Origin of the sequence: Azotobacter vinelandii CA, assembly GCF_000380335.1 — a bacterium.
GTDB lineage: Bacteria > Pseudomonadota > Gammaproteobacteria > Pseudomonadales > Pseudomonadaceae > Azotobacter > Azotobacter vinelandii.
This window is the reverse complement of the sequence record NC_021149.1, coordinates 23,366-40,353: the sequence shown is the minus strand read 5'-3', so window position 1 is coordinate 40,353 and position 16,988 is coordinate 23,366. Positions and strand designations below refer to the sequence as shown.

At 68.2% G+C, this 16,988-nt stretch carries 18 protein-coding genes; 8 read left to right on the top strand and 10 right to left on the bottom strand.

The features are described 5' to 3' along the window. Nucleotides 1–16: 16 nt before the first annotated feature. On the bottom strand, nucleotides 17–1,246 hold the full coding sequence (locus AVCA_RS00200; RefSeq protein ID WP_012698734.1) for a nucleoside recognition domain-containing protein: 1,230 nt from the start codon (nucleotides 1,244–1,246) through the stop codon (nucleotides 17–19). A gap of 107 nt (nucleotides 1,247–1,353) precedes the next feature. Between AVCA_RS00200 and wrbA the strand changes: the two genes are divergently transcribed. Next, nucleotides 1,354–1,950 carry an NAD(P)H:quinone oxidoreductase gene (wrbA, locus tag AVCA_RS00195; RefSeq protein WP_012698733.1) on the top strand — a complete coding sequence of 199 codons (597 nt, stop codon included), beginning with the start codon at nucleotides 1,354–1,356 and terminating at the stop codon, nucleotides 1,948–1,950. Between the two features lie 274 nt (nucleotides 1,951–2,224). After that, complete coding sequence (locus AVCA_RS00190) at nucleotides 2,225–3,814, top strand: sensor domain-containing diguanylate cyclase (RefSeq protein WP_012698732.1); 1,590 nt, start codon at nucleotides 2,225–2,227, stop codon at nucleotides 3,812–3,814. Between the two features lie 91 nt (nucleotides 3,815–3,905). On the opposite strand, the gene AVCA_RS00185 is transcribed toward AVCA_RS00190, so the two are convergent. Then, nucleotides 3,906–4,220: a c-type cytochrome gene (locus tag AVCA_RS00185; RefSeq protein ID WP_012698731.1), complete on the bottom strand. Its 315-nt coding sequence runs from the start codon at nucleotides 4,218–4,220 to the stop codon at nucleotides 3,906–3,908. A 249-nt stretch (nucleotides 4,221–4,469) separates the two neighbouring features. Between AVCA_RS00185 and AVCA_RS00180 the strand changes: the two genes are divergently transcribed. Both AVCA_RS00180 and AVCA_RS00175 read left to right on the top strand, forming a co-directional pair. Continuing rightward, entirely contained in the window at nucleotides 4,470–4,904 is a 435-nt protein-coding gene (locus AVCA_RS00180) for a hypothetical protein (RefSeq protein WP_012698730.1), read from the top strand. A 423-nt stretch (nucleotides 4,905–5,327) separates the two neighbouring features. Further along, nucleotides 5,328–6,044 carry a hypothetical protein gene (locus AVCA_RS00175; RefSeq protein ID WP_012698729.1) on the top strand — a complete coding sequence of 239 codons (717 nt, stop codon included), beginning with the start codon at nucleotides 5,328–5,330 and terminating at the stop codon, nucleotides 6,042–6,044. Nucleotides 6,045–6,136: 92 nt separating this feature from the next. Here AVCA_RS00175 and AVCA_RS00170 read toward each other — a convergent pair whose 3' ends face one another. Together AVCA_RS00170 and AVCA_RS00165 are read right to left on the bottom strand one after the other, a co-directional pair. Continuing rightward, complete coding sequence (locus tag AVCA_RS00170; RefSeq protein WP_012698728.1) at nucleotides 6,137–6,883, bottom strand: alpha/beta hydrolase family protein; 747 nt, start codon at nucleotides 6,881–6,883, stop codon at nucleotides 6,137–6,139. Beyond that, nucleotides 6,870–7,997 (bottom strand): DUF3182 family protein, encoded by a 1,128-nt coding sequence (locus tag AVCA_RS00165; RefSeq protein ID WP_236616323.1) that lies wholly within the window; start codon nucleotides 7,995–7,997, stop codon nucleotides 6,870–6,872. Before AVCA_RS00165 ends, AVCA_RS00170 begins: the two co-directional genes overlap by 14 nt. Before the next feature lie 200 nt (nucleotides 7,998–8,197). Here AVCA_RS00165 and AVCA_RS00160 point away from each other — a divergent pair, with 200 nt between their 5' ends. Beyond that, a complete protein-coding gene (locus tag AVCA_RS00160; RefSeq protein ID WP_012698725.1) occupies nucleotides 8,198–8,671 on the top strand; it encodes a hemerythrin domain-containing protein in 474 nt (157 codons plus the stop codon). A gap of 93 nt (nucleotides 8,672–8,764) precedes the next feature. Here the strand turns inward: AVCA_RS00160 and AVCA_RS00155 are convergent, their stop codons facing one another. Then, entirely contained in the window at nucleotides 8,765–8,989 is a 225-nt protein-coding gene (locus AVCA_RS00155; protein ID WP_012698724.1) for a hypothetical protein, read from the bottom strand. Between the two features lie 141 nt (nucleotides 8,990–9,130). Between AVCA_RS00155 and AVCA_RS00150 the strand changes: the two genes are divergently transcribed. Further along, nucleotides 9,131–9,628 carry an MgtC/SapB family protein gene (locus AVCA_RS00150; RefSeq protein WP_236616322.1) on the top strand — a complete coding sequence of 166 codons (498 nt, stop codon included), beginning with the start codon at nucleotides 9,131–9,133 and terminating at the stop codon, nucleotides 9,626–9,628. Nucleotides 9,629–9,724: 96 nt separating this feature from the next. Here the strand turns inward: AVCA_RS00150 and AVCA_RS00145 are convergent, their stop codons facing one another. Together AVCA_RS00145 and AVCA_RS00140 are read right to left on the bottom strand one after the other, a co-directional pair. Then, complete coding sequence (locus tag AVCA_RS00145; protein ID WP_012698722.1) at nucleotides 9,725–10,696, bottom strand: copper resistance protein B; 972 nt, start codon at nucleotides 10,694–10,696, stop codon at nucleotides 9,725–9,727. Then, a complete protein-coding gene (locus AVCA_RS00140) occupies nucleotides 10,693–12,558 on the bottom strand; it encodes a copper resistance system multicopper oxidase (protein ID WP_012698721.1) in 1,866 nt (621 codons plus the stop codon). The genes AVCA_RS00145 and AVCA_RS00140 overlap by 4 nt, the downstream gene beginning before the upstream one ends. Nucleotides 12,559–12,772: 214 nt before the next feature. Here AVCA_RS00140 and AVCA_RS00135 point away from each other — a divergent pair, with 214 nt between their 5' ends. Continuing rightward, nucleotides 12,773–13,105, top strand: a complete 333-nt coding sequence (locus tag AVCA_RS00135) for an ElaB/YgaM/YqjD family protein (RefSeq protein ID WP_012698720.1) — start codon at nucleotides 12,773–12,775, stop codon at nucleotides 13,103–13,105. A 119-nt stretch (nucleotides 13,106–13,224) separates the two neighbouring features. Here AVCA_RS00135 and AVCA_RS00130 read toward each other — a convergent pair whose 3' ends face one another. The 3 genes from AVCA_RS00130 to hemF all read right to left on the bottom strand — a co-directional run bounded on the left by AVCA_RS00130 (nucleotide 13,225) and on the right by hemF (nucleotide 15,665). Further along, the gene (locus tag AVCA_RS00130; protein WP_041806847.1) at nucleotides 13,225–13,752 is read right to left on the bottom strand and encodes a PH domain-containing protein; all 528 of its coding nucleotides are present in this window, start codon (nucleotides 13,750–13,752) and stop codon (nucleotides 13,225–13,227) included. A 106-nt stretch (nucleotides 13,753–13,858) separates the two neighbouring features. Continuing rightward, complete coding sequence (gene aroE / locus AVCA_RS00125) at nucleotides 13,859–14,671, bottom strand: shikimate dehydrogenase (protein WP_012698719.1); 813 nt, start codon at nucleotides 14,669–14,671, stop codon at nucleotides 13,859–13,861. A 76-nt stretch (nucleotides 14,672–14,747) separates the two neighbouring features. Beyond that, the gene (hemF, locus tag AVCA_RS00120; RefSeq protein WP_175555882.1) at nucleotides 14,748–15,665 is read right to left on the bottom strand and encodes an oxygen-dependent coproporphyrinogen oxidase; all 918 of its coding nucleotides are present in this window, start codon (nucleotides 15,663–15,665) and stop codon (nucleotides 14,748–14,750) included. A 166-nt stretch (nucleotides 15,666–15,831) separates the two neighbouring features. Here hemF and AVCA_RS00115 point away from each other — a divergent pair, with 166 nt between their 5' ends. Further along, nucleotides 15,832–16,809, top strand: a complete 978-nt coding sequence (locus tag AVCA_RS00115) for an NADPH:quinone reductase (RefSeq protein WP_012698717.1) — start codon at nucleotides 15,832–15,834, stop codon at nucleotides 16,807–16,809. Nucleotides 16,810–16,988 lie beyond the last annotated feature (179 nt).

Sequence of the window (16,988 nt, the reverse complement as noted above, 5' to 3'; positions counted from 1 at the left end):
GGCGCGCCGCGTCGCCTCAGCCGAAGAACCAGTAGCACACCCCGATCGATGCCAGCACGCCGCAGAAGTCCGCCAGCAGGGCACAGCCGACCGCGTGACGGGCACGCTGGATGCCGACCGCGCCGAAGTACACGGCGAGCACGTAGAAGGTGGTCTCGGTGCTGCCCTGCACGGTGGCGGCGACCAGCGCGGGGAAGCTGTCCACCCCGTGGGTCTGCATGGTCTCGATCAGCATGGCGCGCGCCGCGCTGCCGGAGAAAGGCTTGACCAGCGCGGTGGGCAGGGCGTCGATGAAGCGCGCGTCCCAGCCGGCCGTCCCGGCCAGCCAGCGCAGGCCTTCCAGCACGTAGTCGAGCGCCCCGGAAGCGCGTAGCACGCCCACCGCGCAAAGCATGGCGACCAGATAGGGCAACAGGTTCTTCGCCACCTCGAAACCCTCCTTGGCGCCCTCGACGAAGTGCTCGTAGACCGCCACCTTGCGCAGCGCGCCCAGCGCCAGGAACAGCAGGATCAGGCTGAACAGCACCAGGTTGCCGAGCAGCGAGGACAGCGCCGCCAGCGCCGTCGCCGAGAGCCCGGCGAGCAGCGCCATGAAGCCGCCGAGCAGCAGCGCGCCGGGCAGCAGGTAGGCGAGCACCACGGGGTCCCACAGCCGCAGCCGCTGCATGCAGGCCACGGCGAGCAGGCCGGCCAGGCTCGAAGCGCTGGTCGCCAGCAGGATCGGCAGGAACACCAGGGTCGGGTCGTCGGCGCCCTGCTGGGCGCGGTACATGAAGATCGACACCGGCAGCAGGGTCAGCGAAGAGGCGTTGAGCACCAGAAACAGGATCTGCGCATTGCTCGCCGTGGTGCTGCTCGGATTGATCTCCTGCAGCGCCTTCATCGCCTTGAGGCCGATCGGCGTGGCGGCGTTGTCCAGGCCCAGGCCGTTGGCGGCGAAGTTGAGGGTGATCAGCCCCAGCGCCGGGTGCCCGGGCGGCACCTCCGGCATCAGCCGGCCGAACAGCGGGCCGAGCAGCCGCGCCAGAAGCTCCACCAGCCCGGCTTGCTCGGCGATGCGCAGAAAGCCCAGCCAGAGCGTGAGGGTGCCGAACAGCAGGATCATCACCTCCACCGCCAGCTTGGCCATGGCGAACAGGCTGTCGACCATGGCGGCGAACACCGCGGGCTCGCCGTCCAGCAACCAGCGGCCGAAGGCGGTCAGCGCGGCGGTCAGGAAAAAACCCAGCCAGAGGCCGTTGAGCATCTCGATCTCCTGCAAAACATGGCCGTGCATCATAGCGACTCAAGCGCAGCGCTGTCCGGGCGCTGCTATACCTGTCTGATCCGAACGGCAACCAGGGAGACCACTCCATGAAGAAGATCCTCGTTCTCTACTATTCCATGTACGGCCACATCGAGCGCATGGCCGAAGCGGTGGCCGAAGGCGCGCGCAGCGTGCCGGGCGTGGAGGTGACCCTCAAGCGGGTGCCCGAGACCATGCCCGAGGAAGTGGCGCGCAAGGCCGGCGCCAAACTGGATCAGGCGGCTCCGCCGGCCGAGCCGAAGGAACTGGCCGACTACGACGCCATCCTGTTCGGTACGCCGACCCGCTTCGGCAACATGGCCGGGCAGATGCGCAATTTCCTCGACCAGACCGGCGGCCTGTGGGTCAGCGGCGCCCTGGTCGGCAAGTTCGCCAGCGTGTTCACCAGCACCGGCACCGGCGGCGGTTCGGAAACCACCATCACCTCGTTCTGGCACACCCTGGCGCATCACGGCATGGTGATCGTCGGCCTGCCCTATGTGCTGCCCGAACTCTCCGACGTCAGCGAACCGCGCGGCGGCTCACCCTACGGCGCGGCGACCATCGCCGGGGCGGACGGCTCGCGCCGGCCGAGCGAGAAGGAACTGATCCTGGCCAGCTTCCAGGGCGCTCACGTGGCGCGCCTGGTGGTACGCATGCAATAGGGCGACACCGGCGGGGCCGGATTTCCGACCACTGGCGCGCGGCGCGACCCGGGAGGCTTTTCCACCGGGACTTTTTGCCATCATAATTCGCCCGGTAGCAAACGGCGTCCTCTGCGGGCAGGGGCGCCGTTCCGGCCGTCCGGCGCCTCCATGAGCGGACCCCGCGGTGCGACGGGCGGCGTCCCGCGCATTCTCACGGATCGAGGGTAGGCACCCGTCCGCCACTGGCACTCGACAAGGGAATCCGCCAGTGGTCACTTTACCCAGAGACCCTATGTATCGCCTCGATCTGCGCCGACTGATCCTGCTGCTGACGATCGCCGCCACCCTGCTGACCCTCCTCAACAGCTTCCACGCCAGCTACCGGACCCTGCACCGCCAACTGATCGCCCAGACGCTGGAGGCCAACCGCGCCTATGCCGCCAAGCTGGCCCACAGCACCGACAATTTCCTCAAGGCGGCTCAGCAGCAGCTCGCCTACAGCGCCGCCCTGCTGCCGGAGCTGTTCGACCGGCCGGAACGGCTCGACGCCGAAGTCACACGCCTGAAGGGACAGACCGGCACCTTCAACGGCGTCTTCATCGTACGCACCGATGGCCGGGTGCTGGCCACCGCGCCGAACAGTCTGGGGCTGGTCGGCGGCGTGCTGAAGACCCGGGAGATGCTGGCGGCCCTGAGCGCGCGCCAACCGAGGATCAGCGCCCCCTATGCCGGTGTCCGCGGGTATTTGCTGGTCTTCCTCTCGCAACCGGTCTTCGCCCGGGACGGCCGCTACCTGGGCTATGTCGGCGGTGCCATCCACCTGGGGAAACACGACGGCAGCCTGCAGGCGCTGCTCGGCAACCACTACTACCAGGATGGTTCGCAACTGTACGTGGTGGACGCCAACCGGCACCTGCTCCACCACCAGGACCCGTCCCGGATCGGCGAGGTCGTCACCGGCAATCCGGCGGTCGAGGCCGTGCTGCGCGGCGAGGAGGGCAGCCGGCAACTGCTCGACTCGCAGCGGACCGACATGCTCGCCGGCTATGCCCCGGTCGCCAGCACCGGCTGGGGCGTGGTCGCCCAGCGCCCCAGCGCGGCCACGCTGGCCGCGCTGGACGGCCTGATGCTGGAGATCCTGTTCGATGCGCTGCTCTTCTTCGTTCCGCTGCTGGTGGCCATCTGGTGGCTGTCGAAGCTGATCGCACGCCCGCTGCGGCAGTTGGCCATCACCGCCCGGCACTGGGAGTTCTCCACCGCCCAGGAACAGATCCGCCGGGTGCACTCCTGGTACTTCGAGGCCGAACAGCTCAAGCTCGCCATGCTGGGCGGCCTGGCGCTGCTGCACGGCAAGCTCGGCCGGCTCAACCAGGAAAACATCACCGCCCCCTTGACCGGGCTGGTCAACCGGCGCGGCCAGCAGTTCGCCCTGGAGCGTTGGCAGGAGCAGCAGCAGCCGTTCGCCGTGATCGTCCTGGACATCGACCATTTCAAGCAGGTCAACGATAACCATGGCCACGACGTGGGCGACCAGGTGCTGCAGCACGTGAGCCATCTGATGGACAGCGTCTCGCGCAGCAGCGACCTGGTCTGCCGGAGCGGCGGCGAGGAGTTCGTCCTGCTGCTGCCGGAAACCGGCCTGGAAGCGGCCACGCAGGTCGCCGAACGGCTGCGCGGCCTGATCAGCCACACACAGACGCCCACCGGCTCCTTCGTCACCATCTCCACCGGCGTCGCCCACTGGCCGGGTAGCGCCAGTTCGGTGCCGGCGGTGCTCAAGCTGGCCGACGAAGCGCTGTACCGGGCCAAGCGGAACGGCCGCAACCGAGTCGTCGTGGCCGGACAGCGGGAAATCGGCAGCGAGGATGCGCCGCTGGGCTGAGAGGCCGTGAAAAACTCTCGCCTACCGAGACCGGCGCGGGGCGGCAAGGCAAGGGGGAAGGGACGCCGGCCCGCCCGGCGTCCCGGAAGGCTTACTTGTGGGTCAGGACCCACTCGGCGAGGGTCTTGGCTTCCGCCTCGGAGACCGGGTTCGGCGGCATCGGGATCTGCCCCCAGTTGCCCGAACCGCCAGCCTTGATCTTGGCGGCGAGCGTGTCGGCGATACCGGCCTGGCCGGCGTACTTGGCGGTAACCTCCTTGAAGGAGGGGCCGACCAGCTTGCTGTCGATGGCATGACAAACCGTGCAGCCCTTGGTCTTGTACAACTCCTCGCCGGTCTCGGCCAGGGCGGACTGCAGGACCAGCGCAGCGCCGCAGGCGAGCAACGGAATCAGCATCTTCTTCATGTTTTGACTTCCTCAAGGCTAAAAAGGCTGGGTAACGCACATCCGGTTCGAATCCGGCAAGAACATACCGGGCGCTCCCTCGTTCACGTTAAGGCCGGGGGGAGGGCAAATCAATTCTCCCGCATCGCTCTGGAACGGAGCCGTGCGGGCGCCGCCGGTCCTTTCGGGACGAACTCTGGCCGGAAAACGCCAGTCCCACGCGAACAGGGCTGCATTCGCGCCGAGATCCCACGCAGCCAGGAGCCTCCCATGAAGCGCCTACTCCGCATCGGTTTTTTTCTCTTCGCCGGCCTGTCCAGCCCGCCGCTGTTCGCCGAGGCCTGTCATGTCACAGAACAGTTGGCGGTGGCCGGAACCGCGGCCGATGTCATGGAATCCTGCTTCGAGCACCGCGGCATGCCGGCCGGCTCGCTCGACTGGTCCTGCAGTACGGACAAGAGCCCCGTGGCCGGCGTGCACAAGGAAAAGCGCGCGAACTGCCCGAGCGGCCATCTCGGCAAATGCACCGCGGCCCTGACCCAGGAAGCCCTGGCCAACGAGGAAGCCGGCGGCCAGTACGGCCACGGCTCCTGGCCGGACCCGCTGCCGGAGGATGCGCGGATCGTCACCTACTACTACCGGGTACAGGACCCGAAGCAGACCCGTTTCGACTGCGAGAACGGCGGGGGGACATGGTCGCGGTAGCGGCTGCCGGACGGGCGTTGCATGCGGGATCGAACGGCGCTGGCGCCCCTCCCGCCGTCCGGGAAGACCACGCCGGCGGAGTGCGCGAAGCCATCGGGAACGGCCAGCGGGCCGTAGCGTTCTTCGAAGCCCAATGGTAAAGATGATAAATATACGTATTTGATAGGAATTTTTATTTTAAGATTCCGGCCCTGCGGGCACGCCACTGGCGTCCCTGTCCGCCGGGTATGTCCTGCCGCGCCAAGGCGCGATCGCGGACCCATCCTTCCCAATGGAACACCGGCATGGACTGGCTCGAATCCCGTCTGGCGAACCTGCGCGGAGCGCTACAGCGTCATCCCGCGCCCATCGCAAGACGATCCCGCCGGACCCGGTTCCGGACAGGGTTTCGACGTCGGCTCCTGCCGTTCAGGAGATCATTCAGTGAACAAAACCCAGCTTCTGGCCTGCACCTGCGTGTCGGCAATCCTGCTGACGGCCTGCTCGTCCCATAACGGTTCCGGTGGGGATCGCCAGGCCGAACTCGATGCCGCCATCGCCACCGCATCCTCCGGCTCCGGCGCCGCCGTCGCCTCCACATCCAGCGGCGATGGGCCATCCCCCGAACATCTGGCATTCCTGGAAAACGGCTTCCTGGACCAGGATGTCGCCGCCATCGCCGCGCGCATGAGCGACGATATTCCCAATTCGCCCCGTCTGAGCAGGCCGGGAACCACGCAGAACCAGATTCTGGTGGACCAGCAATACATCGACGTGCAGGAGGGAGCCACGCTCAACAAGAGCGCTTTCGCCCTGCGCCTGCTGAGCGAACTCCGGAAGTCCCGTGCCGGGGACATAACCTATGTCGACAAGCGCGAGGCCAGTACGTCGAGCAGCCTGAGCGATTCGAGCAGCAAAAGTAGTAGCAGCAGCAGCAAAAGTGGCAGTGGTAGTGGCAGCGGCCGCCGTTCCGGCGGGCAGGGAGGGGCGGCTTACCGCCTGGAATGCACGGTCACCGTGCTCGCTCCCACGAAGGAACAGCCCAGCGTGCAGCGCTATGCGTTCCAGATCGTCGACACGCGCACCAATTCGCCGATCTGGATGGGCGATTTCGACATCGACGCGCCGCAGAAACCGGCCGGTGCCGCCCAGGCCAAGTGATGCGCCCCGCGGCATCGGATCTTCGCCGCTCGGCTCCGGCGGCGGCGCAGCCGGACATCCGCCATCGGCCTTGATCCCGGGTCCGGCCGTCGTCAGATGCTGCCGACCCTGGACTTGATCACCATCTCGGTCACCCAGCGCACCAGGATCGAGGTATAGGCCTGCTGGCAGATGTCCTCGCTGAGGGCGTGGTCGGCGCCGTCGATGATCCGGTGGGTCAGCGAATGGGCGCGGACGAAGGCACTGCGGTAGTTCATGATCGTGGTGTGCGGGATCAGTTGGTCGTGCTCCGACTCGACGATCAGCACGTCGCCGCGAAATGCCGCGCAGGCCGCCAGCGCACGGTTGTCGGCGGCCGTCAGCGGCGAGTGCCGGTACAGTTGCAGATCCTGGCGGTCCAGGTCGCGCTTGGGGCGGTTCCATTCGGTATCCCGGTACAGCGCCGGCACGCGCAGGCCGAGCCATTTCACCGGGCGCAGGGAGGTGAGGAGCGCCGCCAGGTAGCCGCCGTAGCTGCTGCCGACCACCGCGATGGCATCGCGGTCGATGGCCGGATGCCGGGCCAGCAGGTCGTAGGCGGCGACCAGATCGCGCAGGTTGTCTTCCCGGGTGACGCCCTCCTGCCGCGCCAGGGTGTCGCCGTGACCGCGCATGTCGAAGGTCAGGCAGACGCAGCCGAGGCCGGCGATGCCGCGCGCGCGCTTGAGGTCGCGCTCCTGGCTGCCGCCCCAGCCGTGCACGAACAGCAGGCCCGGCATCTGGGTGTCCGGGGTGAGCAAGGTGCCGGCGAGCCGTTCGTCCTCCACCGGCAATTCGATGCTTTCGCTACGGGTTGCCATTGTCCGTCGTCACCACGCATTTGGTCAGATAGCCGAGTTCCGGGTCCTCGCCGCGGAACAGTACGCAGGCCCCGGCGGGCGCGACCTTGTCTTCGCCGAACAGCTCCAGGGAGGAGGTCCGCACGCTCCGCGCGCCGGCGCGGAAGGCTTCCAGCGCGGCGATTTCCGCGCTGCTGGCGCCGCCGATGCGCCAGGATTGCTCGAGCACCCCGGAGCGGGTGCGTCCCCGGCTGTCCAGGCCACGGGCGATGTCGTAGTTGCGCCGCGAGGCGAAGAAGCCGGCGAAGCTGCGCAGGGCGGCGGCATCGTAGATCCGCGCCTGTTGCACGGCCAGACGCAGCGGGTCGTCCAGTTCGAGGGCGAGCAGTTCCGCGAAATCGCCGGCCACCACCAGCAGGTCCGAGCCGCCATAGACCTCCTCGCCCCGGTTGTCGCGGGTCAGCCGCTGGGTCCCGCAGTAGGTCGCCAACAGATCGCCGACCTGCACCTGGCCGACGCTGTAGGTCGATACCTGTTCCAGATGCTCTTCCAGCACCAGGCCGAAACGGCTCAGCTCGGTTTCGTCCAGCGCCGCCAGTTGCCGCTCCAGTTCGGCCGGATCGGCGACCAGGCGCTGTCCGCGACCGCCGGTCGCCAGTACCGGTTTGATCCGCAGCGGCCCCTCGGCCAGCAGCCGGCGACCCGCCTCGCCGGCTTCTTTCCGGTTGAACGCGGTGAAACCGCGCAGCACCGCGTCCGCCACTCGCCGGACGAAGCCGGGCGACCAGCCGGGCGGGGCCTGGGCGCCGCTGCGCAGCAGCCCGTGGGTGATCGCCTTGGTCGCCATGAAGGGCCGCGGCACCACTCCGCCGAAGAGGTCCGCAGCGCTGCGCATGCCCAGGCGGCCGGCGTTGCGCCGACCGATCACCGTGCCGGTGGGCACGAAGTACAAGCCTCCCGGATAGCGGGTATCCGGGTCGTATTCGCCGCCGAAGTCCAGCCCCTGCAGGCGCGCCAGCCGGTGCCCCAGGTCGAGGTGCACGGCCCGCTCGTGCAGGGCCTCGCGGCCACGGTTGCTGTAGATCACTACGGTACCGGGGCCATTTCGCCCCTCCCGTTCCACTGCTGTCTTCATCGCTGCTCTCCCGCCTGTTGCCCAGTGCCGGAACGACCGAGACGCCGATGCCCGTACCGGTATGGACTGCCATCGGGCCAGGAACATTCCCTCGCCATGGGCCGAACGCCACAAGGACGAACGGTGGCGCACGAACATCGAACCCATCGACCGGGCGAGGAGTCACCTTAAGAGGCGGCACCACTCCGAGGAGGACGACGATGAACGCTATCGAACTGCTGAAGCACGATCACGAGACGCTCAAGCAAGTCTTCGAGCGCCTGGGCAAAACCACCGAGCGAGGCGTCAAGACGCGCGGGGAACTGATGCGCCACCTGCACGAGGAATTGACGATCCATACCCGGCTCGAGGAGGAGATCTTCTATCCCGCCTTCAAGGCGGCGAGCGGCAAGGAAGGCGACATCCTGTTTCACGAGGCGACCGAGGAACACCGGGCGGTGGAGGCGCTGATCCTGCCGGACCTGGAGAAGACCGAACCGTCCAGCGTGGAATTCGCCGGCCGGGCGAAGGTGCTGAAGGATATGGTCGGGCACCATATCGAAGAGGAAGAACAGGAAATGCTGCCCAAGGCCGGCGAACTGCTGGGCGAGGAGCGCCTCGAGGAACTGGGCGCGCAGATGGAGACCCGCAGGAAGGAACTCAGGAGGCAACTGAGCGGGGAACGCGCCGCCTGATCCGAGCGGCCTGCGCCGCCGCCGGCGGGTAGGCCCCTCGCATGCCTTTCATCCCGGGCGAATGGCCGGCCCCGCCTGGCGCCGGCCAGCCGCTCACGGCTGCTGATAATGCCCCGGCGTGCTGCCCGGCGCCTTGGGATGGAGGATCCTGGTCACCTGTACGTCGGTGATGTCCGCCGGCTTCTCCGCGGTATGCAGGGCGGCGATGTGAAAACGCGCCTGGTCGATGGAAAGGGTTTCCGCCTCCGACTCGACCTCGGTCGACTGCGGCTGGTCGTTGAGAATGTAGCTGACGAGGAAGTGGTGTTTCCGGGTCATGGGGCATTCCTCCATGCTGAACGAACACGGAATTTGGACTCTCCGTACCGCGGCGATGGTTCCCACTGTCCGATCTGCGTCATGCGAGGCCTGCTTTACTGAGAGCGTTTTCCGGACATCCTGATCTGCCGGAGGGAGAGCGTGACTGCATGGGAGCTGTTCGTGATGATCCTGACCCAGGAGTTTTCCGACCTTTCCGAACCGGAACGGACCATCCGGGTCGGCCTGCGCCTGTTGCTGGCGGCCGTGCTCGGCGGCCTGCTGGGCTTCGAGCGCGAGCACCACGGCCATGCCGCCGGTGTGCGCACGCACATGCTGGTGGCCCTGGGCGCCGCGCTGTTCGTGCTGGTCCCGGAGCAGGAGGGCGCCCGGGACGACGCCCTGAGCCGGGTGATCCAGGGCATCGTGGCCGGCGTGGGCTTTCTCTGCGCCGGCACCATCCTGAAGAGCCGCGACCTGTCGCAGGTGAAGGGCCTGACCACCTCGGCCGGCATCTGGCTCACCACCGCCATCGGCGTGGCGGTCGGCCTCGGCCACCAGGCCACGGCGGTGCTCGGCACCCTGCTGGGCCTGCTGATCCTCAATGTCGTGTCCTGGCTGATCAACCGGCTGGAAAAGCAGCGCGGCGGCGAGGCTTAGAACCCGTTCGCGATCCGCGCGCATCGGCCATGCGGCGTCGCAATCGATTTCGCCTTGCCCGGCGCCGGCCGGCGAGATCGTGAACAGGCTCCGGTTTCAGAACCAGAGGCGGATACCGGCGACGAAGCGAGCCTCCTCCTCGTCCTCGCCCGCCTCGCGGGCCAGGTCCTCGCTGTTGCCGTACAGGCGTCCCCAGGTGACGCCGATGTAGGGCGCGAACTGGCGGGTGAACTCGTAGCGCAGGCGCAGGCCGGCCTCGATCTCGCCCAGCCCGGAACCGGCCCCGCGCTCGCGGTCGTTGCGCCCGTAGAGATCGGCTTCCACCGTCGGCTGGAGAATCAGCCGATTGGTCAGCAGGATGTCGTAGTCGGCCTCCAGCCGCAGGGAGGTCTGGCGCCCCTCGCCGTAGTAGGCGGTGATTTCCGTCTCCAGGCCGTAGAAGGGCATGCCCTGGATGCCGACGGCGGCCCAGGTCTGCGCCGAGCCGGGCTTGAAGTCCTGGCGCAGGCCGCCGACCAGTTCCCACCAGGGGCCGATGGCGTGCCCCCAGAGCGCCTGGAACTCGGCCCGTTCGGTATGCCCGTTGCCGCGCTCGCCTTCCGAGCGCAGCCACAACCGGTCGATATCGCCGCCGATCCAGCCGGTGGCGTCCCAGACCAGGGCGCTGCCGTCGTCGGCGTCCTGGTATTCGAGCTTGTCGAACAGCAGCAGGCTGTTGACAGAACGGCCGTGGGGCGCATGGACGTTCAGCGTGGGGAAGGCGGCGGCGCGGTCGGCGTCGGTGAGGACCGGGATGTTCGGTGGCAGGGCCTGGCCGGCCGTAGCCGGGGAATGCGCCATGCCCTCGTGCGCGCCGCGATCCCGTTCCGCTTCGCCATGGTCATGAGCATGGCGCATGTCGCCGTGATCCATGGCGTCATGTTCCATGGGTTCGTCCGCCGCCGGGTAGCGGCCGTGGCCGGCGTGTCCGTCGGCGGCCGGCGCGCCCTGGGAGGCGGCCAGCACGGCGGCGAGAGCGATGGCGCGCGACGCGCGCCTCGGCAGCAGGCATAGCGGCGCGGCCATCATTCCTCCACCCGCACTTCACGGAACATGCCCGTCTCCATGTGGAACATCAGGTGGCAGTGGTAGGCCCAGCGGCCCAGGGCATCGGCGGTGACGCGGTAGCTGCGCCGCGATCCGGGCGGCATGTCGAGGGTGTGCTTGCGCACCAGGAAATTGCCCTGCTCGTCCTCCAGGTCGCTCCACATGCCGTGCAGGTGGATGGGGTGGGTCATCATGGTGTCGTTGACCAGCACGATGCGCAGCCGCTCGCCGTACTTCAGGCGCAGCGGCTCGGCATCGGCGAAGGGAATGCCGTCGAACGACCAGGAAAACCGCTCCATGTGCCCGGTCAGGTGCAGTTCGAGGGTACGGCCCGGCTCGCGGCCGTCCGGATCGGCAAAGGCGCTGCGCAGATCGGCATAGGTCAGTACCCGGCGACCGTTGTCGCGCAGACCGATTCCGGGGTCGCCGAGCTTGGCGGTGGGCGTCATGGTCTGCATGTCGACCAGCGGGTTGCCAGTTTCCGAGGCCGGATGCGCCTGCATGCCCGGAGCGGCGCGCTCCGTGCCGGCATGCTCCATGGCGCCGTGGGCCATGCCGGCCATGTCGTCGTGATTCATCTCCATAGGGTGCATGCCGGCCATTTCGCCATGGCTCGTGCCACCGTGATCCATGTCCGCCCCGTCGTGGCCGGCATGCGCCGTGCTCCCGTGCCCGGCGTGGTCCGCGCCGGCCGGCCGGCCGCCGTGCGCCGCATGCTCCATGCCGCCATGACCCATGTCGGCCATGCTCAGGATCGGACGCGGATCGGGCTCGGGCACCGGCGCCTCCAGCCCCTCGCGCAGCGCCAGGGTGCCGCGGGCGTAGCCGGTACGATCGAGGGACTGGGCGAACAGGGTGTAGGCCTCGGCATCGCGCGGCTCGACGATCACGTCGTAGGTCTCGGCCACGGCGATGCGCAGCTCGTCGACGCTCACCGGTTCGACGTACTGGCCGTCGGCGGCGACCACGGTCATCTTCAGGCCGGGGATGCGCACGTCGAAGTAGGTCATCGCCGCGGCGTTGATCAGCCGCAGGCGGACCCGCTCGCCGGGACGGAACAGGCCGGTCCAGTTGCCGGCGGGCGAGCGGCCGTTGAGCAGGTAGGTGTAGGTGTGGCCGCTGACGTCGGCCAGGTCGGTGGGCGTCATGTTCATCGCCGCCCAGGCCCTGCGCTCGGCGACGGTCGCCGCCCAGCCGTGCTCGCCGACATCGCCGATGAAGTCGCCGAGGGTGCGCTTGTGGAAGTTGTAGTAGCCCGACTGTTTCTCGAGCTTCTTCAGCACCCGCGCCGGATTCTCGTCGGTCCAGTCGCTGAGCATCACCACGTAGTCACGCTCGTAGCGGAAGGGCTCGGGTTCGCGCGGATCGATGACCAGCGCGCCGTAGACGCCGGTCTGCTCCTGGAATCCGGAATGGCTGTGGTACCAGTAGGTGCCGTTCTGCTTCACCTTGAAGCGGTATTGGTACAGACCGCCCGGCGCGATGCCGTCGAAGCTCAGGCCCGGCACGCCGTCCATGTTGGCTGGCAGGAGGATACCGTGCCAGTGGAGGGAGGTGTCCTCGTCCAGGCGGTTGCGCACCCGCAGGGTGACGCTGTCGCCCTCGCGCCAGCGCAGGGTGGGGCCGGGCAGGGAGCCGTTGATGACGGTGGCGATGCGCGGCTTGCCGGTGATGTTCACCGGGGCTTCGCCGATGGAAAGATCGAATTCGCTGCCGGAAAGCAGCGCGGGCCGGGCCGGGCCGCCCAGTGCCCAGACCGGCGGGCGCCAGAGGCCGAAGCCGGCGAGGACGCCGCCGGCGGCGAGCCCCTTGACGAAGGTCCGCCGCGAGGTTTTGCAATGCATGCCGTTCATGTCCAGTCGGTCGGAAACACGAGCCGCACGAGGCGGCGTTCCGGAAAGGAAACTGCCATATCCGGCGCGGACGGGTGATTACAATCGCGTAAGGTGAAACGGGCCCGCGGTCGAGACGCCCGGCGCACTGGACTATGCTTGCTCGACGCCGCGGTATGCCGGAGCCTGCCGCGGCGCATCCATGACCACCGGACTGGAGCTACCCATGTCGCTGTTCAAGACCCCCCGCACGTCCCTGGCCGAGGAACGCCTCGAGAAGGAGATCCACGATCTGCTCCATGCCCTGGAGCACCTCAAAAGCAGCGCTTCGCGCGATACCCGGAACAACTACGAGCGGCTCCGGGATCGCGCCGAGGGGCTGTTGCGGCATTCCCGCCACCATTGTCACGACACCGGCCACGACCTGGCCCGGCACTGCCGGAAGATCAGCGAGTGCGCCTACGACTGCGTCCGTACCCATCCCTGGAGCAGCCTGGCGGTGGGCGTGGGCGCCGTCGCGCTGCTCGGCATGCTGTTCGCCCGCGGCCGGGACCGCTGAGCGCCGGGAACTGGCGGGCGCGGACAAGGCGCAAACGGCGAGGGTGCGGATTTCACTGCCCGTGGACGGACGCTCGCCGCGACTCGCCCCGATCGACGTGCCAGGACGAACGGCGAGACTCAGTTTTTCCGATCCGGGCGAGCTTCATGGGTCGAATCCGGGATCGATCCGCCCAGGGCATCCCGAAAAGCGGCGGGGTCCCGCACTTCCAGCACGATCGTCGTTCCCGACGAGGTATCGAGCGCCACATTCGGGGATTTGACGACATCCACGAAATACTTTTCACCGTCCCCCCTGAACCAGCCGGACCACAAACCGGGCATTCCCACGCCATTCGAACGGTATTGGAGCGCGACGCGCCGCTCGTCGGGCACCCGCCGGACGTCCGTGATCTGGCTCGCTGGAACCTCGATGCTATAGAAAGTGCTTTTAACGACGAGCCGTCCATCCCGGACGGCAATGTTCCGCCGGAAAGAAACGCCCAGGATCAGGAGATGAAGCCCCCAGACTATCGTCATCGCCACCAGGAAACTGGTGGACCAGAAGCCTCCTCGCATGGATGCGGGCACCATGATGAACAGGGAGATGAGAAGTCCCATAGCGCCGAGGGAGATATAAAAACGACAGGGAATGGGGGCCAACGCCATGTGCTGCTCCTTTTGAACCGATATGCCGACGGGCAGAGCGAGGATCCAGCCCGGCTCGATGAGTTTTCCCCTCCGCGATGTGCGATACCGCCCGTACCGCGACCAACTACAGTTGCCGGCGCAGTTCGGCCAGCACGCTCGCGGTGTCCGGCCGGACGCCGCGCCACAACTGGAAGGATTCGGCGGCCTGCTCGACCAGCATGCCCAGCCCGTCGCGGGTTCGCGCCGTGCCCTGCTGCTGGGCCCAGTGGCAGAAGGGCGTGGCCTCGCGGCCGTACATCATGTCGTAGCAGAAACCGCGGCCCGGCTGGATCAGCCCGGTGGGCAGCGGCGGCAGTTCGCCGGCCAGGCTCGCCGAGGTGCCGTTGACGATCAGGTCGAACGGTCCCTGCAGCGCGGCGAAGCCGCAGGCGCTCAGCGGGCCGAGTTCGGCGAACTCGTCGACCAGTTGCCTGGCCTTGTCTTCGCTGCGATTGGCGATCACCAGCGCCGCCGGGCGCTCCGCCAGCAGCGGTTCGAGCACCCCGCGCACCGCGCCGCCGGCGCCGAGCAGCAGGATGCGCAATCCCGCCAGATCCAGGCCGGCCTGCCTGAGGTCGCGCACCAGCCCGGCGCCGTCGGTGTTGTCGCCGAGCAGCGTACCGTCCTCGCGCTTCATCAGGGTATTCACCGCGCCGGCGCGCCGGGCGCGGGGAGTGAGTTCGTCGGCCAGGCGGAAGGCGTCCTCCTTGAAGGGCACCGTGACGTTGGCGCCCCTGCCGTCGACGAAGAAGGCGCGGGCCGCCCCGGCGAAGCCATCCAGTGGCGCGAGCAGGGGCTCGTAGCCGAGCGCCTGGCCGGTCTGCCCGGCGAACAGGCGGTGGATCTGCGGCGACTTGCTGTGGCCGATGGGATTGCCGAACACGGCGTAGCGGTCCATGAGAATCCTCGGAAGTTGTCGTGGGGCGGAAAACCCGCACAGCGGTTTTCCGCCCTACGGGCCCTGCGAATGGGTGTCAGGACCGACCGGACAGCCAGTCGCGGTCGGTGAGGAAATGCTCGGTCAGGCGCGCCTCGGGCGTACCCGGCTCGGGCTTCCAGTCGTAGCCCCAGCGCACCTCGGCCGGCAGCGACATGAGGATCGACTCGGTGCGCCCGCCGGACTGCAGGCCGAACAGGGTGCCACGGTCGTAGACCAGGTTGAACTCCACGTAGCGGCCGCGGCGATAGGCCTGGAACTCGCGCTCGCGCTCGCCGTAGGGAGCGCCCTTGCGCTTTTGCACGATCGGCAGGTAAGCCTGGATGTAGGCGTCGCCGACGGCGCGCAGGAAGGCGAAGCTGGTATCGAAATCCCATTCGTTGAGATCGTCGAAGAACAGCCCGCCGATGCCGCGCGGCTCGTTGCGGTGCTTGAGGTGGAAGTAGCGGTCGCACCAGGCCTTGAAGCGCGGGTAGACGTCGGCGCCGAAGGGCGCGCAGGCGTCACGGGCGACCTGGTGCCAGAACACGCAGTCCTCCTCGAAGGCGTAATAGGGGGTCAGGTCGAAGCCGCCGCCGAACCACCAGACCGGCGCCTCGCCCGCCTTCTCGGCGACGAACAGCCGCACGTTGGCATGGGAGGTCGGCACGTAGGGGTTGCGCGGGTGGATCACCAGGGACACGCCGAGCGCCTGGAAGCCGCGCCCGGCCAGTTCCGGACGGTGCGCGCTGGCCGACGGCGGCAGGCCGGCGCCGTGCACGTGGGAGAAGTTGACGCCGCCCTTCTCGATCAGCGCGCCGTTTTCCAGCACCCGGGTACGGCCGCCGCCGCCGCCCTCGCGCAGCCAGGCCTCCTCGCGAAAGTGCGCGCCGCCGTCCTCGGTCTCGAGAGCGGTACAGATACGGTCTTGCAGGTCGAGCAGATAGGCCTTCACGGCCTCGATTCGATCGTTCACGGCATTTCCCATGTTGAAAACGGCACTGGCGGCCCGGACGGGCGGCTAGCATAACATCGCGCAATCCCTTGCCGAAGTTGACGGGACGGACTGCCTGGCGCCCGAATAGCCGCCTCCGTCGCGTCCCACGGTACTGTCGGGCAAAGTCCCCGAAGGAGCAGAACAGATGGCCAAGCGTATCCAGATCGGCCGCCACGGCGGTCCCGAAGTCCTCGAATGGGTCGATCACACAGCGCCGCAGCCCGGTCCGCACGAGGTCAGAGTGCGCAACCGGGCGATCGGCCTGAACTTCATCGACACCTACTACCGCAGCGGCCTCTACGCCCCGCCGCGACTGCCGTCCGGCCTCGGCCTGGAGGGCGCCGGGGAGGTCGAGGCGGTGGGCAGCGCGGTCGAGCGCTTCAAGGTCGGCGACCGGGTGGCCTACGCCGGCGGCCCGCTGGGCGCCTATGCCGAGCTGCACGTGCTGCCGGCGGACAAGCTGGTCGGGCTGCCGGATTCGATCGGTTTCGAGCAGGCCGCGGCAGCGATGCTCAAGGGCCTCACCGTGCAGTACCTGTTGCGTCAGATCGGCCGATTCCAGGGTGGCGAAACCATCCTCTTCCATGCCGCGGCCGGCGGCGTCGGCAGCATCGCCTGCCAGTGGGCCAAGGCGCTCGGAGTCAGGCTGATCGGCACCGTCGGCTCGCCGGAGAAGGCCGAACGGGCCAGGGCCCTCGGCGCCTGGGCGACCATCGACTACAGCCGCGAGAACGTAGCCTCGCGGGTGCTGGAACTGACCGACGGGCGCAAGTGCCCGGTGGTCTACGACTCGGTCGGCAAGGACACCTGGGAAACCTCGCTGGACTGCGTCGCCCCGCGCGGCCTGCTGGTCAGCTTCGGCAACGCCTCCGGGCCGGTGACCGGGATCGACCTCGGGGTGCTGGCGCAGAAGGGCTCGCTGTTCGTCACCCGCCCGACCCTGGCCGGCTACGCCGATACGCCGGAGCGCCTGCAGGCGATGGCCGACGAGTTGTTCGCGATGCTCGCCGACGGCCGGGTCCGCGTCGAGATCGGCCAACGCTTCCCCCTCGCCGAGGCCGCCCGCGCCCAGGAGGCCCTGACCTCGCGCCGGACCACCGGCTCGACCATCCTGCTGCCCTAGGGCCTGTTAACACTACTCCGCGCGGCCGCGACGGAGCCTGTTTTTGCGCGGGGTTAGGCGCGAGGAGAGAAGTTTGGTCATTCCAAACGAACGACGAGTAACGACGCTCCGCGCAAAAACGGGCCCGTCCCTGCGGGTTGCGCGGCAAATGGCGCCATGCGTCGTTGCGGGACTTGGCA

Bases quoted from the DNA above. Each gene is read 5' to 3' on its own strand.
- AVCA_RS00200 (WP_012698734.1), bottom strand. From the start codon at position 1,246: ATGCTCAACGGCCTCTGGCTGGGTTTTTTCCTGACCGCCGCGCTGACC.
- wrbA (WP_012698733.1), top strand. From the start codon at position 1,354: ATGAAGAAGATCCTCGTTCTCTACTATTCCATGTACGGCCACATCGAG.
- AVCA_RS00190 (WP_012698732.1), top strand. From the start codon at position 2,225: ATGTATCGCCTCGATCTGCGCCGACTGATCCTGCTGCTGACGATCGCC.
- AVCA_RS00185 (WP_012698731.1), bottom strand. From the start codon at position 4,220: ATGAAGAAGATGCTGATTCCGTTGCTCGCCTGCGGCGCTGCGCTGGTC.
- AVCA_RS00180 (WP_012698730.1), top strand. From the start codon at position 4,470: ATGAAGCGCCTACTCCGCATCGGTTTTTTTCTCTTCGCCGGCCTGTCC.
- AVCA_RS00170 (WP_012698728.1), bottom strand. From the start codon at position 6,883: ATGGCAACCCGTAGCGAAAGCATCGAATTGCCGGTGGAGGACGAACGG.
- AVCA_RS00165 (WP_236616323.1), bottom strand. From the start codon at position 7,997: ATGAAGACAGCAGTGGAACGGGAGGGGCGAAATGGCCCCGGTACCGTA.
- AVCA_RS00160 (WP_012698725.1), top strand. From the start codon at position 8,198: ATGAACGCTATCGAACTGCTGAAGCACGATCACGAGACGCTCAAGCAA.
- AVCA_RS00155 (WP_012698724.1), bottom strand. From the start codon at position 8,989: ATGACCCGGAAACACCACTTCCTCGTCAGCTACATTCTCAACGACCAG.
- AVCA_RS00145 (WP_012698722.1), bottom strand. From the start codon at position 10,696: ATGATGGCCGCGCCGCTATGCCTGCTGCCGAGGCGCGCGTCGCGCGCC.
- AVCA_RS00140 (WP_012698721.1), bottom strand. From the start codon at position 12,558: ATGCATTGCAAAACCTCGCGGCGGACCTTCGTCAAGGGGCTCGCCGCC.
- AVCA_RS00135 (WP_012698720.1), top strand. From the start codon at position 12,773: ATGTCGCTGTTCAAGACCCCCCGCACGTCCCTGGCCGAGGAACGCCTC.
- AVCA_RS00130 (WP_041806847.1), bottom strand. From the start codon at position 13,752: ATGGCGTTGGCCCCCATTCCCTGTCGTTTTTATATCTCCCTCGGCGCT.
- aroE (WP_012698719.1), bottom strand. From the start codon at position 14,671: ATGGACCGCTACGCCGTGTTCGGCAATCCCATCGGCCACAGCAAGTCG.
- AVCA_RS00115 (WP_012698717.1), top strand. From the start codon at position 15,832: ATGGCCAAGCGTATCCAGATCGGCCGCCACGGCGGTCCCGAAGTCCTC.